Raw genomic sequence first — 14,179 nt, 5'->3', positions numbered from 1 at the left:
ATTCGTCACCCGCCACCCGCTCCGTAAACTGAACACTCAGCCACCCCGTGCCGGAGACCACGATGCAGCAGGCTCATAACGACGGTGTGGTCAGTGCCATGTCTCAGGCGACGGACGCACGGCTGGCCGCTCAGGACCTGGCGCGGCAGTTGCTGCACCCGCACCTGGGTTTCGTGTTGTTCTTCTGCTCCGCCGAGTACGACTTGCAGGCTTTAGGCGAAGCATTGGAACAGGACTTTGGCGGCATACGTCTGGTTGGCTGCACCAGCGCCGGTGAAATCACCCCGCTGGGCTACGGCCGCAATTGCGTGACGGCGGTGGGCTTCGATCACCGGCACTTTTCGATCGCCACCGCGTTGATCGATGAGATGGAGCGCTTCAGCCTGATCGACGCGCAGCAGATGGTCGAGCGGCTGGTCGGCACCTGCCGGAGCAATACCCTGGCGCCAATCAAGGGCCACAGTTTTGCACTCACGCTGCTCGATGGCTTGTCCAGCCGCGAGGAGATGGTGCTTGCCGCACTCAGCGCAGCACTGGGCGATATCCCGCACTTCGGCGGCTCGGCCGGTGACGACAACTACCTGAACCGCACCCATGTGTATTACGGCGGTACATTTCACAACGGCGCAGCCGTGGTGGTGCTGGTCAACACCTGGCTCGACTTCGAAGCGTTCACCACGCATCACATCCTGCCGCGCCAGGAAAAGCTGGTGGTAACCGGTGCCGACAGCGCCCAGCGCCGGGTTTTCGAACTGAATGCCGAGCCGGCGGCCGAGGAATATGCCCGCCACATCGGTGTACCCGTGGCTGCGCTCGATCACCGGGTGTTCGCCGCCCACCCGCTGGCCGTGCGCATTCATGATCAGTACTACGTGCGGGCGATCCAGCAAATGCATCCTGACCTCAGCTTGAGCTTCTACTGCGCGGTGGAGAACGGCATCGTGCTCACGGCCATGACCCCGGGCCCGCTGTTGCCGAACCTGCACCAGCTGTTCGATGGCCTGCACCAGCGTCTTGGACCGTTGTTGCTGACCATCGGTTGTGATTGTTTCCTGCGGCGTCTGGAACTGGAGGCCCATCACGGCCTGGAGCCGGTCGGCGCGTTCCTGCGCGAGCAACGGGTGATTGGCTTCAACACCTACGGAGAACAGTTCAATGGCATGCACATCAACCAGACCTTCACCGGGGTCGCCATTGCCCGCAACCGGCCGCCTGTCGGTCGCTGAACTGCAGGCCGAGCTGACCCGGCTGCAGCACCAGAACCACAAGCTGCAGCGCATCAATGGCGCACTGATCGAGCGCATCGAGTCGGGCGTGACCCGGGGCAACGACCCATACGCCGCGTTCCAGCATTCGGTGGTGCTGGCCGAGCAGGTGCGCGAGCGCACCGATGCGTTGAACCAGGCCATGGCCGAGCTCAAGGCCGTCAACCGCCTGCTCAGCGAGGCCCGGCAGCGGGCCGAGACGGCCCATCAGCACCAGATTCGCCTGATTACCGACAACGTTCCGGCGCTGATCGCCTACCTGAACGCCGATCTGGTCTACGAATTCACCAACAAGGTTTACGAAGAGTGGTATTGCTGGCCGCATGGCGTGATGCTGGGCCAGAGCCTGCGCGAGGCCCACAGCGAGCAGCATTACCAGCGCCTGGAAGGTTACGTGGCGCGGGCGCTGGCGGGGGAGAGCGTAACGTTTGAGTTTGCCGAGACCAATATCAACGGCCAAGAACGCTACATGCTGCGTTCCTACGTACCGAACCGCCTGTCCAGTGGCGAAGTGGTGGGTATCTTCGTGCTGATCCGCGACATCACCGAGCGTCGCAACACCGCACAGGCGTTGCACCAGGCGTATCAGCACCTGGAGCAACGGGTGCGCGAGCGCACTGCCGAACTGACTAGCCTCAACGACCAGTTGCTGCGCGAAATCGAAGAGCGCAGCCAGGCCGAGTCGCGTCTGCGCGAGGCCAAGCGCGAGGCCGAGCAGGCCAACCTGTCGAAAACCAAGTTCCTGGCTGCAGTCAGCCATGACCTGCTGCAACCGCTGAACGCGGCGCGGCTGTTCACCAGTGCGTTGCTCGAGCGCGACGAGCCGCAAAGCGCTGCCCACCTGGTGCGAAATGTCAGCAATTCGCTGGAGGATGTGGAAAACCTGTTGGGTACCCTGGTGGATATTTCCAAGCTCGATGCCGGGGTGATCAAGGCCGATTTCGCCCCGTTTGCCCTCCACGAACTGATGGACAACCTGGCTGCCGAATACGCCCAGGTGGCGCGTAGCGAAGGGTTAGAGCTGCATTTTGTGGGGTGTTCTGCCGTAGTGCGCAGTGACATCCAGCTGCTGGCACGCATCCTGCGCAACCTGCTCAGCAATGCCATCCGCTACACCCGCAGCGGGCGCGTGGTGCTGGGGTGTCGGCGCCAGCGCGGTGGCTTGCGGATTGAAGTATGGGACAGCGGCATCGGCATTGCCGAAGAGCACCTGGAAGACATGTTCCTGGAGTTCAAGCGGGGTGATGTGCAGCGCCCGGACCAGGACCGTGGGCTGGGCCTGGGCCTGGCAATCGTGGAGAAGATCGCCGGCATCCTCGGCCACCGGATCCGCGTGCGGTCATGGCTGGGCAAAGGCTCGGTGTTCGCTGTCGAGGTGCCGCTGAGCGCCACTGCACCCAAGGCCCAGCCGAGCCCGGCGATCTGCGAGCCGATGCTCGAACGCTTGCGCGGGGCGCGGGTATGGGTGCTGGATAACGATGCGGCGATTTGTGCGGGCATGCGCACCTTGCTGGAAGGTTGGGGCTGCCGGGTGGTCACTGCGCTGTCGGAGGAAGACCTGGCGCGCCAGGTGGACAACTACCACGCCGAGGCCGATCTGCTGATTGCCGACTACCACCTGGACAACGACTGCAATGGTGTCGACGCCGTGGCGCGGATCAATGCCCGCCGCGCCCAGCCGCTACCGGCGCTGATGATCACTGCCAACTACAGCAACGATCTCAAGCAGCAAATCCGCGAGCTGGGTCACACGCTGATGCACAAGCCCGTAAGGCCGATGAAACTCAAGACGGCGATGAGCCATCTGCTGGCCAGTGGCGTGGCATAGCGGTTGGCGGCTTCGCGGGGTTACCCGCGAAGCCGCCGGAACTGGTCAACGGCGTAGATAATCAGCAAAATCGATATCGCCAGCACTGAGGATGGCTTGTACCCGGTTGTGCACATTGAGTTTGCGCAAGATCGCCGAAACGTGGGCCTTGACTGTGGTTTCGGCGATGTCCAGCGTGTAGGCGATCTGTTTGTTCGATTCGCCTTTGGTCATGCGCTCTAGCACCAGCAGTTGCTTGCGGGTCAGGGCCTGGAGCATTTCTGGCGGGAAGCTTGGGGCATCGTTATGGCGCCGGCTGGTACTGCTTTTTTGCGCGCGGATGATGTCTGGCGGCAGGTAGACATTGCCGTTGAGGATCTGCTCGATGGCCTCGATCATCTGCGAGCGCGGTGACGACTTGGTGATGAAACCCACGGCGCCGTAGGTGATGGCCTGCAGCACGATCTGCTTTTCCTGTTCGGCAGAGACAATCACCACAGGTGTGGTCGGCGCTTCGTTGCGCAAGGTGATCAGCCCATTGAGGCCGTGCATGCCAGGCATGTTCAGGTCGAGCAGGATCAGGTCGAGGTCGTCATGCGCCTGGGTCAGGGCCAGGGCGCTGTCCAGGTCGGCGGTTTCCATGACCTCGCTGCCTTTGAAACCATCACTGATGACATTGTGGATGGCTTCACGAAACAGGGGGTGATCGTCGGCAATCAGAATTTTGTACATGGCCTTTTCACCTTGTTTTTATTGGATGGAGCAGGGCACGCAGTTGCAGGCAAGCAAATCAGGGAAAGGGCACCGGTTGCGCCGGTTGCAATGGCAGCTCGGCCTGCTGCCAGGCGTCCAGGCCATCTCGGTACCAGTAAAGGTTGGCATAGCCCAGGGCTTTAGCGCGTTTTACCGCGTTCCAGCTCAGCCAGCAATCGGCGCGGCAGTAAAACACCACCGGTTGTTCCGGGTGCCCGCCCGTGGCTTTCTCCAGGTTATGCACGAAGTAGTCCTGCCAGGCCGGGCTCAGTTCGCCGTCGCCGGTGTTGGCCAGCCACAGGCTGCCAGGCAGGTTGGCGTGGGGCGCGTCTTCGATGAAGCGGCCCTGCAGCCATTGCCGGCGGTAGACGTCGATCAGTACCGGCCGTGGGTTCTGGCCCAGCAGGCGTTGCAGGGTGGCGGTGTCGATGACCTGGCCGCCTTCGGCCTGGGCTGGGGTCGGGCTGCGGTAGAGGCTGGTGCGGTAACCTTCGGCGGAGAACAGCGGCGCCGTGTCAGCCTGGGCGATGCCTAGCGTCAGGCTCAGCGTAAGTACCGCCAGCAAAGGGCGTGGCAGCCGGGGCAGGGCACGTGGCATGGAGGTTGTTCCTTTTTGTTATGGACTCATTACATGCCAGTGGCGGTGCTTTGTGAATGCGACGATAGACAGTAAATGCAGTACTAAAGTAGTAGATGGCCGGGCGCCTGAAGGCATGGAGACGCCCAAGGCCGCTCCCACACACTATCCGCGTTACACGCCAGGTTTTCAGCGCGGCTTGCGCAGCGCTGCATGCTGGGGGTTGAAGGTGAGGATCGCCAGCAGGGTGAACAGCCCGGTCAAGCCCAGGCACACCGCCAGCGCCAGCAGGTTCAGCCGCTCGTACAAGGCAAAGCGCACCAGCTCCACGGCGTGGGTAAACGGGTTTACTGCGCACAACCCGTACAGCCATTCGCTGGCCTCGCGCATCTTCCACAACGGGTACAGCGCCGACGACAGGAAGAACAGCGGGAAGATCACGAAATTCATCACCCCGGCGAAGTTCTCCAGCTGGCGGATGGCGTTCGACAGCAACAGCCCCAGGGCGCTGAGCATGAAGGCCACCAGCAGCAATGCCGGCAGGGCCATCAGCAACCCCGCAACCGGCGGCTGCACACCGTACAGCCAGGCAATGGCAAGGAATGCATACACCTGTAGCAGGGAAACCAGCGAGGTCGCCAGCAACTTGCTGCCCAGCAGGAACGGCCGCGGCAAGGGGCTGGTCAGGAGCACCCGCATGCTGCCCATCTCGCGGTCATAGACCATCGACAACGAACCCTGCATACCATTGAACAAGAGGATCATGCAGGCCAGGCCGGGAATGATGTACACCTCGTAGGGGATGTACGTGTCGTAGGGCTCGATGATCGCGATGCCCAGCGCTGCGCGAAACCCGGCGGCGAATACCAGCAGCCACAGCAGCGGGCGCACCAGGGCACTGAGCAGGCGCGTGCGCTGCAACACGAAGCGCAGCCATTCGCGCTGCATGATGCCGTTGAAACATTGCCAGTAAGCGTTCATTGGGCGTTGGCTCCTGAAGGCGTGCGGGTCAGGCGGGCAAAGGCGTGGTCGAGGTCGCCACCATGCTCCTGGCTCAACGCATCGGCCGTACCACTGGCCACCAGGCGCCCTTGGTGGAGTATCAGCAGGTCGTCGCTGGGCTGTACTTCGTCCAGCAGGTGGGTGGCCCACAGCACACTCAATTGCTGCTCGACGCACAGCAGCCGCAGGTGCTGGTTGAGCGCCAGGCGGCTGGCTGGGTCAAGGCCGACGCTGGCTTCGTCGAGCAGCAACAGGCGCGGCTCATGCAGCAGCGCGCGGGCAATTTCCACCCGGCGACGATGGCCAATGTTCAGCTCGCGCACGCGATCATGACGGCGTTCGCCAAGGCCTTGGCGAGCCAGTTCGGCCTCGACGCGCTGGCTGCTTTGGCGCCGCGACAGGCCATGCAGGGCGGCGTGGTAGCGCAGGTTCTGCTCGACGCTCAGGTCCAGGTCCAGGGTACTCTGCTGAAACACCACGCCCAGTTGGCGCAGGGCTGGGCGCGGGCTGGTGCGCAATGAATGGCCGCACACGTCAATGTCGCCCTGTTGCAGGTCGTACAGGCGGGTAAGCAGGGCGATCAAGGTCGACTTGCCGGCGCCATTGGGGCCCAACAGCGCGGCGAAACGCCCAGGTGCCAGACCGAAGCCAACCTGCCTGAGTGCCTCGCGCTGGCCGTAGGCAAAACTGACGTCCCTGACTTCCAGGGCGTTCATGGGGTCACCACCACACCCCAGGGGTAGCGCCCGACTTTCACTGACTTGAGCACCTTGAGGTGTTGCGCATCGATCACCGACACATCGCCACTGACGCCGTTGGTGGCCAGCAAGCGACTCTGGTCGGGGGTGAATGCCAGTTGCCAGACCCGCCGCCCGACCAGCAGGTAGTCGAGCACCTCATAGGTCTTGGCATCGATCACTGCCACATGGTTGGCTGGCCCCAGCGCGACGAAGGCGTACTTGCCATCGGCGCTGAGCTTTATACCCACCGGCTGGACCTTGTCCGGGTGCACGCCCTTGATCTGGAAGTTGAGGGTTTTCAGCACTTGGCGGGTGGCCACGTCGAGGATGGTCACCGTGCCACCGATTTCCGCCGAGGCCCACAGTTTCGAGCCGTCCTGGCTGAACTCGACGAAGCGCGGGCGCTGGTCGACCAGGGTGCTGTCGGCCAAGGTCTGGGTGCTGGTGTCGATCCAGTGCAGCATGTTGGTGGTTTCGCTGGTGTTCACCGCCCACTTGCCATCGGGGCTCACGGCCATGCCTTCGGGCTCGATGCCGACATCGATCTGCCCCAGGACCTTGTCGGTCACGGTGTCGATCACCGTCACCAGCGCGTCGTCCTCGTTGGACACATACAACCAGCGGTCGTTGGGGTGCAGGGCGAACTGCTCGGGGTCTTTGCCGGAGGGCAGCTCCTTGATGATCTGGCGCGTGGCCACGTCCATCACCTGCACCCGGTCGGAGTCGCTGGCGCAGATGTACAGCAGCTTGTGGTCATGCGACAGCAGCAGGCCCCGCGGGCGCTGGCCCACCGGCAGGGTCTGGGTGACCTCCAGGGTTTGCATGTCGATCAGGCTGAGGCTGTTGTCCTTTTCGTTGGACACCCAGGCAGTGGCGGCCACGGCGTGCCCGCAGGCCAGCGCCAAGGCGCCCGAGAGCAGGCTGGGGTAGAGCAGGGCCCGGGGGAAGACGGGGCGGCGCATGGCGAAATCCTTATGGTTGTGGTTATCGGCTCAGGGGTAGCTGCAGGTCACTTCGGGCTTGTCATAGCCCAGGCTGTCCATTTCGTTGAAGGGGTGCAGGAAGCCTTCCTGCGGCGAAGTGCTGACCAGGGCGCGTGGCTGCACCAGCGGGATCGGCTGGCGCAGTTCGCCGTTCCACGGGCGGTAACTGAGCTTGCGGCCCTTGAACCCGTCCAGCGGCAACTGCTCGCTGAGCAACAGCTGCTGCACCGCGCGCGGCTGGGCCTGGTGCAACTTGCTGACCGCGCTGGCGACACTGCGCACGGCCATCCAGGCGGCGAAGTCGCGGTCGTTCATCCAGCGCCCGGCCTGGGCTTCGAAGCGCTTTTGCAGCTGTGCCGCGCCGAAGGTTTCCACGGTCTTGTGCCAGCCGGTAGGGGTCAGGCCCTGAGTGCCGGCCACCGGGCGCGGGTACCAGGTCTGGTAGGGCAGGTATTCGCCAAAGTCACCGCGCTCGTCGGCCACCAGCACCACGTCGTATTCGGCCGTTTGGGTGAACAGCGGCATGTCGGCCTGGGCGCTGCGGCGCTGGTCGTTGTCGAAGGTCCAGGCCTTTTCCGCGACCAGTTGCACGCCAAAACGTTTCAGCGAGCGGCGCAGGGCGGCGGCGTAGGCCTGGTCGTCTGGCGTCTGGCCGACCACCAGTAACGCCCGCTGCCATTTGCGCAGTACCAGGAACTGCACCAGGGCATCGGCGAGCATGGCCCGGCCCGGCAGGCTGTGCAGCACATTGCCCAGGCACTGGCTGCTGCGCAGGCTGTCGTCCGGGCTGCCAGCATTGAACAGCAGGCTGTCGGGCAGGGCGGCAGACAGTGCGCGCAGGCTGGTGGCCGGGGCGTTGACCACGAACAGGCGCAGGCCCTGGTCATGCTGGGCCTTGGCCGCCTGGAGCAGCGCCTCGGGGCTGTCGACGTTGGCGTGGGTCAGTTGGAACTGCTGTTTCAGGAAGCGCCCGGTGCTGTTGCTGTCGACAATGGCCAGGTCGGCGCCTTGCAACCCGGCATCGCCGGGTTCAGGGATGATGTTGGACAGCAGCGGGCCTGGGTCGGGGCGATAGCCCAGGTAGCCGATGCGTACTTGCAGCGTCTCTGCGGGCTGGCCCTGCGCGGCAGGCGTCAGGGGCGCAGACAGCGCGGCGGCCAGGGCCAGTAGGCAGGTGAGGGCAAGGTGGGCAGGCTGGCGCATGACACACTCCACGGCAGATGGCGCCAGCATAGGAAGCCCTTCGGCAGCGGGAAATATGCAGAAAGTAGCGCTCGGCCGGTACCAAGGTAGTAATTCAGTGCGGGGGCCGCAGTTTTACGATGGTCCCCAATGGCCTGAGGAGAACCGCTTGTGCGCCTTGTCAACTTGTCGGCCCTGTGGCGAGTCAACCTCTGGGTCACGTTATGCTTCGCCTTGGTGACGCTGGCTTGTGCCGGGGTGCTGTTGCACCAGGCAGTGGCCGACGTCGAGCGTGAGTTGCAGTCAGCCGAGGCTGTGTTGGCGTACTTGGGCGAAACCGCTGAACGCGACCCGGCAAGCCTGCAACCCGGTTTGACCAAGAGCCTGCGCCATGTGCGTGTGCACTGGCTGGCACCGGGTGAGGTGCCAACGCTGCCGCAAGAGGCCGGTATGGATGCCTGGCTTGGCCGCCAGTTGGTCGGTGAGCGTTACCAAGGCAGCCGGTTGCTGGACTTGAGTGATGGCCGCCGCGTGTTGATTGCCGTGGATGCGCGGGATGAAATCGATGAAGTCTGGGACTCCCTGCAGCAACTGCTAGGCGTTTGTGGGCTGGCATTGTTGTTGAGCCTGTTGACCATCCGCTGGGCGGTGCGGCGGGCCATGGGCCTGCTGGATGAGCTGCTGGGGGCCTTGCACCAAGTCTCAGGCGGACAATTGACGGCGCGCCTGCGCGAGGCCGGCTTGCCGGAAGCGCGCCAGTTGGCGAAACACTTCAACCGCATGGCCGCAACCCTGGAGCAGGCCCAGGCCGACAATGCCCAACTGACTCAAGCTCTGCTGGCAGTGCAGGAGCAGGAGCGTACCCAGTTGGCGCAGACCCTGCACGATGATCTGGGGCAATACCTGGCCGGCATGCGTGCCCAGCTGTGCCTGTTGCGCATGGTGGCCGAACAGCCTGAACGGGTGACACAGACGGCGCACGCCCTTGAAGTCAATTGCGAGCGGCTGCAGCAAGGTTTTCGTGCGCTGGTGCACAATTTATATCCGGTGGCGCTGCATTACATGCCGCTGGCCGAGGCCTTCGGGCTGTTGGTGAGCCAGTGGCAGGCCAGCCAGGGCATCGAGTGCCGGCTGCGGGTTGGTGAGCATCTGCCGGCGCTGCCTGGGGCGAGCAGAACGCATTTGTACCGCTTGCTGCAGGAGGCGCTGACCAACGTCGCCCGGCATGCCGGTGCCACCCAGGTGCGGGTACGCCTGCAGCGCAGTACCAAGGGCTTGCGCCTGTTCATTCGCGACAACGGCTGTGGCGCTTGCCAGCCCCGTCGCCCAGGGGTAGGCCTGCACTCGATGGCTGAGCGGGCCCGCAGCCTTGGTGGGGAGTTACGCATTTTCAGCCGCCCGGGGGCTGGCTGGGCGCTGGCCCTTAACATACCGGAGGAGGTGTGATGAATATCGTGTTGGTCGATGACCACGCCGTGGTCCGCCAGGGCTACGCCAGCCTGCTGCGGGCGGTGCTGCCATTGGTGCAGGTGCGTGAGGCCGCCAGTGGTGAAGAAGCGCTGGCGAGGGTGCAGGAGCAGGTACCCAACCTGGTGATCATGGACTTTGGCCTGCCCGGTATCAGTGGCCTGGAAACCACCCGTCGCCTGCGCCAGCGCCTTCCGCAGTTGCGGGTGTTGTTTTTCAGCATGCACGACGAGCTGCCGCTGGTACGCCAGGCGCTGGAGGCGGGGGCTTCGGGCTACCTGACCAAGAACTCGGCGCCTGAGGTGCTGATCGAGGCGGTGCAGCGGGTATTGGCCGGGCATGCCTACATCGAACAGCCCTTGGCCACACAGCTGGCTTGCAGGTCACAGCAAAGCACGGGTGACCCGCGGTTACAGCGCATGACCCAGCGCGAACTGGAGATCTTCACGATGCTGGCAAAGGGCACCCCGGCGCGGGTAATTGCCGAGCAGTTGTGTATCAGTGCCAAGACCGTGTCCAACCACCTGACCTTGCTCAAGAGCAAGATGCAGGTCAGCTCGCATGCCGAGCTGGTGCATCTGGGGATTGACCTGGGGGTGGTGCGGGTGGCGGGGTGAGGTGAGCGCCTGGCTTTGGAGGTTCAGCGCCTCTGAGATCGAGCGCCGCCCGCGCGGCGCATCGCGAGCTGCGCTCGCTCCTACCTTTGTTTCGGGCCAGTTACGCCTGGGGGATTTGCGCGCGTACGCCTTGGCGCATGGCGCGATATTGCGTCGAACGAACAAGGCGGTCGCGCGCGCCTGTCACAGGCGTGACTAGCCCGAAACAAAGGTAGGAGCGAGCGCAGCTCGCGATGCGCCGCGCGGGCGGCGCTCGATCTCACAGGCGACGAACAACTCAAGGCATGCACCTACCAGCCGCTACTGGCCCACCCGACAGGTGGACCAAGCCATTACTCACCCCCTGCAATTGCAGATTGCGACAAGGCCACCGGGTGCACGGCTTGGTTTTTGTGGCGGCGCTCGATCTCACAGGCCCTGAACCTGCCACGGCGAACCCCTCACTCATTTGTCCCAGGTCTCAGGGCAACCCCTGCACCCCTCCATATTGGCCTCCTGAAAGTTCCCGTAATGCTGCCGCGCCCCGCGCAAATCGGCGCGTGCCAGGTTGCTCTGGCCAAACTTGGCCTCCTGTAGGTTGGCATCGCCCAGGTTGGCCTCTTGCAGATCGGCTTTGCTCAACCAGGCCATTTCCAGGTCCGCCGCCTGCAAGTTGGCCTGCTGCAGCTTTGCCCCGGACAGCCTGGCGAACTGCAGGTAGGCTGCGCGCAAGTCCGCCTTTGCAAACTGTGCGCCCTGGGCGAACAAGCCCCAGCCTTGAATGGCCACCAGCTTGCTGTTGCTCAGGTCGGCCAGGCGCAGATTGCTCTGTTGCAGGCTGGCGCGGGTCAGGTTGGCACCTTGCAGGCGGGCTTTTTCCAGATTTGCCAGGTCCAGCTGGGCATGACGCAGGTCGGCCTCACGCAGGTCGGCACCGGCCAGGTTCATCTTGCGCAGGTCCTGGTTGGCCAGGTTGGCGCCGCGCAGGTTGGCCCCTGGGCACTGGCTGGCTTCGGCTATCACGCAGCCGTCGATGACCAAGGGGGCATCGTTGCCGGCGTCGTCGGCGTTCACTGCCAGGGCAGGGGACAGCGCCAGCAGCAAGGTAAAGGGCAGGTAATTCATGGTGAAAGCCTCTGGGCAGGTCAAGGTCAGAAACGGGGAGGGGCGCAGGCCGCTCCCCGCTGCAGGTCAACGCTGTGCAGTCTGGTTGTCCCAGCTCGGGATCTTGAACACCCAGAACGAACCACCCTGAGCCACCGGTTTGGTCAGCTCGGCCATGTCGCCGCCCCACAGTGGTACTGCACCGCCGTAGCCCACGGTCACGCCGATGTACTGCTCGCCGTCCTGTTCCCAGGTGATGGGCGGCGAGACGATGCCGCTGCCGGTCTGGAACTTCCACAATTCCTTGCCGGTCTTGGCGTCGAAGGCCTTGAAGAAGCCATCGCCGGTACCGGTGAACACCAGGTTGCCCTTGGTTGCTAGCACCCCGGCCCATAGCGGCAGGTGCTCCTTGTGTTCCCACACCAGCTTGCCGGTGGAGGGGTCCATGGCGCGCAGGGTACCCACGTGGTCGTCGTACATGCGCTTGATGCGGAAGCCCATGCCCAGGTAAGCCGAGCCTTTCTTGTAGTTCACTTCCTCGGTCCAGTACTCCTCTTTCCACTGGTTGCCGGGGATGTAGAACAGGCCGGTATCCTGGCTGTAGGCCATGGGGTTCCAGTTCTTGCCGCCCAGGAATGGCGGCGACACCTCAACCGGCTTGCCCTTGGTTTCCCCCGGCAGCGGCTTGGCTGGGCGTTGGCCGGGGTTCTCCACCGGGCGCCCGGTCTTCAGGTCGATGTGACTGGCCCAGGTGATGTTGTCGACGAAGGGGAAGGCGTTCTGCAGCTTGCCGTTGTTGCGGTCGACAACGTAGAAGAAACCGTTGCGGTCAGCGTGGCCGGTAGCCTTGACCACCTTGCCGTCCTTGTCCTTGTAGTCGAACAGCACCAGCTCGTTGTTGCCGGAGAAGTCCCAGGCATCGTTGGGGGTGTGCTGGTAGAACCACTTGACCTCGCCGGTACTCGGGTCGACACCGACCTGGCCAGAGGTGTACAGGCTGTCGAAGTCATGCGGGTTGCCGTCCTTGGACGTGCGCGCCCAGGTATTCCAGGGGCCTGGGTTGCCGGCGCCGACGATGATGGTGTTGGTTTCGGGGTCGAAGCTCGCGCTTTGCCAAGGGGCACCACCGCCGTGGCTCCAGGCTTCGACCTTACCGGTTTCGGTGGTCGGGTCGTCCGGCCAGGACGGCGCCTTGACGTCGCCGGTCGGGGTGCTGTCCTTGCCGTTCAGGCGGCCCATGTGGCCCTCGACGAAGGGCCGCATCCACACCTCTTCGCCGGTGTCCGGGTCCCGCGCGAACAGCTGGCCGACCACGCCGAATTCATCACCGGAGCTGCCGTGGATCAGCAGCACCTTGCCGCTGGTCTTGTCCTTGATCAGCACTGGCGCACCGGTCATGGTGTAGCCGGCGCTGTGGTCGCCGAACTTCTTGTTCCACACCACTTTGCCGGTGCGCTTGTCGAGGGCGATGACCCGCGCGTCGAGGGTGCCGAAGTAGATCTTGTCGCCGTAGATCGCCGCCCCGCGGTTGACCACGTCACAGCACGGACGAATGTTGTCGGGCAGCCGGTGGTTATAGGTCCACAAGCGTTTGCCGGTCTTGGCATCGAGGGCGAATACCCGCGAGTACGAGCCGGTGACGTAGACCACGCCGTCGCTGACGATGGCCTGTGATTCCTGGCCGCGCTGCTTCTCATCGCCGAAGGAGTACGACCAGGCCGGGGTCAGCTTGAACACGTTCTTGTCATTGACCTGGGCCAGCGGGCTCCAGCGCTGGGCATTGGTGCCCATGCCGTACTGCAGCACGTCGCTGGTGGTGAGGTGGTCGTTGGCGATGTCTTCCCAGGTGACATTCTTGCCGGCAGGTGCCGCTGGGGGGGTGGCCGCAGTTGCCACGCTGCCCAGGGCCAGGCTACCGGCCATCAGCAGCACGCGCACGCTCAGGGCCAGAGGGGAAAGGGCGGGTAGCGATCTTATTGTCATGGTTGCAGTTCCCAATGGAGGTTTTGGCCTGCACAGGGTGGGGCGCAGTGGCGCTTGCGGGATACGGAAAATATCCCGCCCTTGCCGGGAAGAGTTCCCGGCCGGCACCTCATTTGGCCGTTCGCCACAAGCCCTACTACCAAGGGAGTAAGGCCCGGCCACCAAAGCAGCATTCGGCCGCCTGCGAGGTGTTTTTAAGATGGCGGCACGGCCTCTGTGGTTGAGGCTTTGCGTGCAATGGTGAGGGCATGACAATGACAATAAAACGCAATGTGTTGCTTGCTGCAGGGCTGTTGGCCGGGGCTGTGTTGACCGGCACGGCCTGGGCCCATGGCAATGTGGTCCCGCAGGCGGTGGAGACCCAGGGCCTGACCCCGATCAAGGACGCTGGCGTGAGCCTGGACGGTGACGGCTGGGCAGCGGTCAACCCTTACCGCAGTTCGCCTGAGCACGACAAAGCGGTGGAGATCGGCGCCTCGGCCTACAACCAGAACTGCGCGGCCTGCCATGGCCTGGAAGCCAAATCTGGCGGTATTGCCCCCGACCTGCGCCTGCTCGATGCCGGCGACGCCGGCGATGAATGGTTCGTCGAGCGCGTACGCCACGGCGCGGTCCGCGACGGCCGCGTGTACATGCCGAAAATGGCCGATTACCTGAGCCAGGAAGCCCTGTGGGCGGTGCGCACTTACCTGGACAGCGTGCACGTCGAGGAGTGACGGC

13 protein-coding genes are annotated in these 14,179 nt (G+C 64.0%); 5 read left to right on the top strand and 8 right to left on the bottom strand.

The genetic code is table 11. The features are described from left to right. Window positions 1-62: 62 nt before the first annotated feature. Window positions 63-1,226 (top strand): nitric oxide-sensing protein NosP, encoded by a 1,164-nt coding sequence (gene nosP / locus DMX11_RS02670; RefSeq protein WP_110743086.1) that lies wholly within the window; start codon window positions 63-65, stop codon window positions 1,224-1,226. Beyond that, window positions 1,195-3,093, top strand: coding sequence for a NahK/ErcS family hybrid sensor histidine kinase/response regulator (locus DMX11_RS02665; RefSeq protein ID WP_110743085.1), 1,899 nt, complete (start codon window positions 1,195-1,197; stop codon window positions 3,091-3,093). The genes nosP and DMX11_RS02665 overlap by 32 nt, the downstream gene beginning before the upstream one ends. A 45-nt stretch (window positions 3,094-3,138) precedes the next feature. Here the strand turns inward: DMX11_RS02665 and DMX11_RS02660 are convergent, their stop codons facing one another. The 6 genes from DMX11_RS02660 to DMX11_RS02635 form a co-directional block, all read right to left on the bottom strand. Further along, window positions 3,139-3,804, bottom strand: coding sequence for a response regulator transcription factor (locus DMX11_RS02660; RefSeq protein WP_110743084.1), 666 nt, complete (start codon window positions 3,802-3,804; stop codon window positions 3,139-3,141). Between the two features lie 58 nt (window positions 3,805-3,862). Continuing rightward, window positions 3,863-4,423 (bottom strand): PQQ-dependent catabolism-associated CXXCW motif protein, encoded by a 561-nt coding sequence (locus tag DMX11_RS02655; protein ID WP_110743083.1) that lies wholly within the window; start codon window positions 4,421-4,423, stop codon window positions 3,863-3,865. A 168-nt stretch (window positions 4,424-4,591) separates the two neighbouring features. Then, on the bottom strand, window positions 4,592-5,383 hold the full coding sequence (locus tag DMX11_RS02650) for an ABC transporter permease (protein WP_110743082.1): 792 nt from the start codon (window positions 5,381-5,383) through the stop codon (window positions 4,592-4,594). Continuing rightward, window positions 5,380-6,120, bottom strand: coding sequence for an ABC transporter ATP-binding protein (locus tag DMX11_RS02645; protein WP_110743081.1), 741 nt, complete (start codon window positions 6,118-6,120; stop codon window positions 5,380-5,382). Before DMX11_RS02645 ends, DMX11_RS02650 begins: the two co-directional genes overlap by 4 nt. Beyond that, a complete protein-coding gene (locus tag DMX11_RS02640; protein ID WP_110743080.1) occupies window positions 6,117-7,106 on the bottom strand; it encodes a YVTN family beta-propeller repeat protein in 990 nt (329 codons plus the stop codon). The genes DMX11_RS02645 and DMX11_RS02640 overlap by 4 nt, the downstream gene beginning before the upstream one ends. A gap of 30 nt (window positions 7,107-7,136) precedes the next feature. Next, a complete protein-coding gene (locus DMX11_RS02635) occupies window positions 7,137-8,330 on the bottom strand; it encodes an ABC transporter substrate-binding protein (protein WP_110743079.1) in 1,194 nt (397 codons plus the stop codon). A gap of 150 nt (window positions 8,331-8,480) precedes the next feature. Between DMX11_RS02635 and DMX11_RS02630 the strand changes: the two genes are divergently transcribed. Both DMX11_RS02630 and DMX11_RS02625 read left to right on the top strand, forming a co-directional pair. Next, window positions 8,481-9,755, top strand: a complete 1,275-nt coding sequence (locus tag DMX11_RS02630) for a histidine kinase (protein ID WP_110743078.1) — start codon at window positions 8,481-8,483, stop codon at window positions 9,753-9,755. Further along, window positions 9,755-10,393, top strand: a complete 639-nt coding sequence (locus tag DMX11_RS02625; RefSeq protein WP_110743077.1) for a response regulator transcription factor — start codon at window positions 9,755-9,757, stop codon at window positions 10,391-10,393. Before DMX11_RS02630 ends, DMX11_RS02625 begins: the two co-directional genes overlap by 1 nt. Before the next feature lie 444 nt (window positions 10,394-10,837). Here DMX11_RS02625 and DMX11_RS02620 read toward each other — a convergent pair whose 3' ends face one another. After that, the gene (locus DMX11_RS02620) at window positions 10,838-11,497 is read right to left on the bottom strand and encodes a pentapeptide repeat-containing protein (RefSeq protein WP_110743076.1); all 660 of its coding nucleotides are present in this window, start codon (window positions 11,495-11,497) and stop codon (window positions 10,838-10,840) included. Between the two features lie 66 nt (window positions 11,498-11,563). Beyond that, a complete protein-coding gene (exaA, locus tag DMX11_RS02615) occupies window positions 11,564-13,459 on the bottom strand; it encodes a quinoprotein ethanol dehydrogenase (protein WP_110743075.1) in 1,896 nt (631 codons plus the stop codon). Between the two features lie 254 nt (window positions 13,460-13,713). On the opposite strand from exaA, the gene pedF reads away from it, so the two are divergent. Next, window positions 13,714-14,175: a cytochrome c-550 PedF gene (gene pedF, locus DMX11_RS02610; protein ID WP_110743074.1), complete on the top strand. Its 462-nt coding sequence runs from the start codon at window positions 13,714-13,716 to the stop codon at window positions 14,173-14,175. Window positions 14,176-14,179 lie beyond the last annotated feature (4 nt).

The organism is Pseudomonas sp. LB-090624, from assembly GCF_003205205.1.
Taxonomy (GTDB): domain Bacteria; phylum Pseudomonadota; class Gammaproteobacteria; order Pseudomonadales; family Pseudomonadaceae; genus Aquipseudomonas.
The sequence above is the reverse complement of the archived record's forward strand: the minus strand, read 5'-3'. Positions and strand labels throughout refer to the sequence as shown.

Coding starts and splice junctions, on each gene's coding strand:
- nosP (WP_110743086.1), top strand. CDS start 63: ATGCAGCAGGCTCATAACGACGGTGTGGTCAGTGCCATGTCTCAGGCG.
- DMX11_RS02660 (WP_110743084.1), bottom strand. CDS start 3,804: ATGTACAAAATTCTGATTGCCGACGATCACCCCCTGTTTCGTGAAGCC.
- DMX11_RS02655 (WP_110743083.1), bottom strand. CDS start 4,423: ATGCCACGTGCCCTGCCCCGGCTGCCACGCCCTTTGCTGGCGGTACTT.
- DMX11_RS02650 (WP_110743082.1), bottom strand. CDS start 5,383: ATGAACGCTTACTGGCAATGTTTCAACGGCATCATGCAGCGCGAATGG.
- DMX11_RS02645 (WP_110743081.1), bottom strand. CDS start 6,120: ATGAACGCCCTGGAAGTCAGGGACGTCAGTTTTGCCTACGGCCAGCGC.
- DMX11_RS02640 (WP_110743080.1), bottom strand. CDS start 7,106: ATGCGCCGCCCCGTCTTCCCCCGGGCCCTGCTCTACCCCAGCCTGCTC.
- DMX11_RS02635 (WP_110743079.1), bottom strand. CDS start 8,330: ATGCGCCAGCCTGCCCACCTTGCCCTCACCTGCCTACTGGCCCTGGCC.
- DMX11_RS02625 (WP_110743077.1), top strand. CDS start 9,755: ATGAATATCGTGTTGGTCGATGACCACGCCGTGGTCCGCCAGGGCTAC.
- DMX11_RS02620 (WP_110743076.1), bottom strand. CDS start 11,497: ATGAATTACCTGCCCTTTACCTTGCTGCTGGCGCTGTCCCCTGCCCTG.
- exaA (WP_110743075.1), bottom strand. CDS start 13,459: ATGACAATAAGATCGCTACCCGCCCTTTCCCCTCTGGCCCTGAGCGTG.
- pedF (WP_110743074.1), top strand. CDS start 13,714: ATGACAATAAAACGCAATGTGTTGCTTGCTGCAGGGCTGTTGGCCGGG.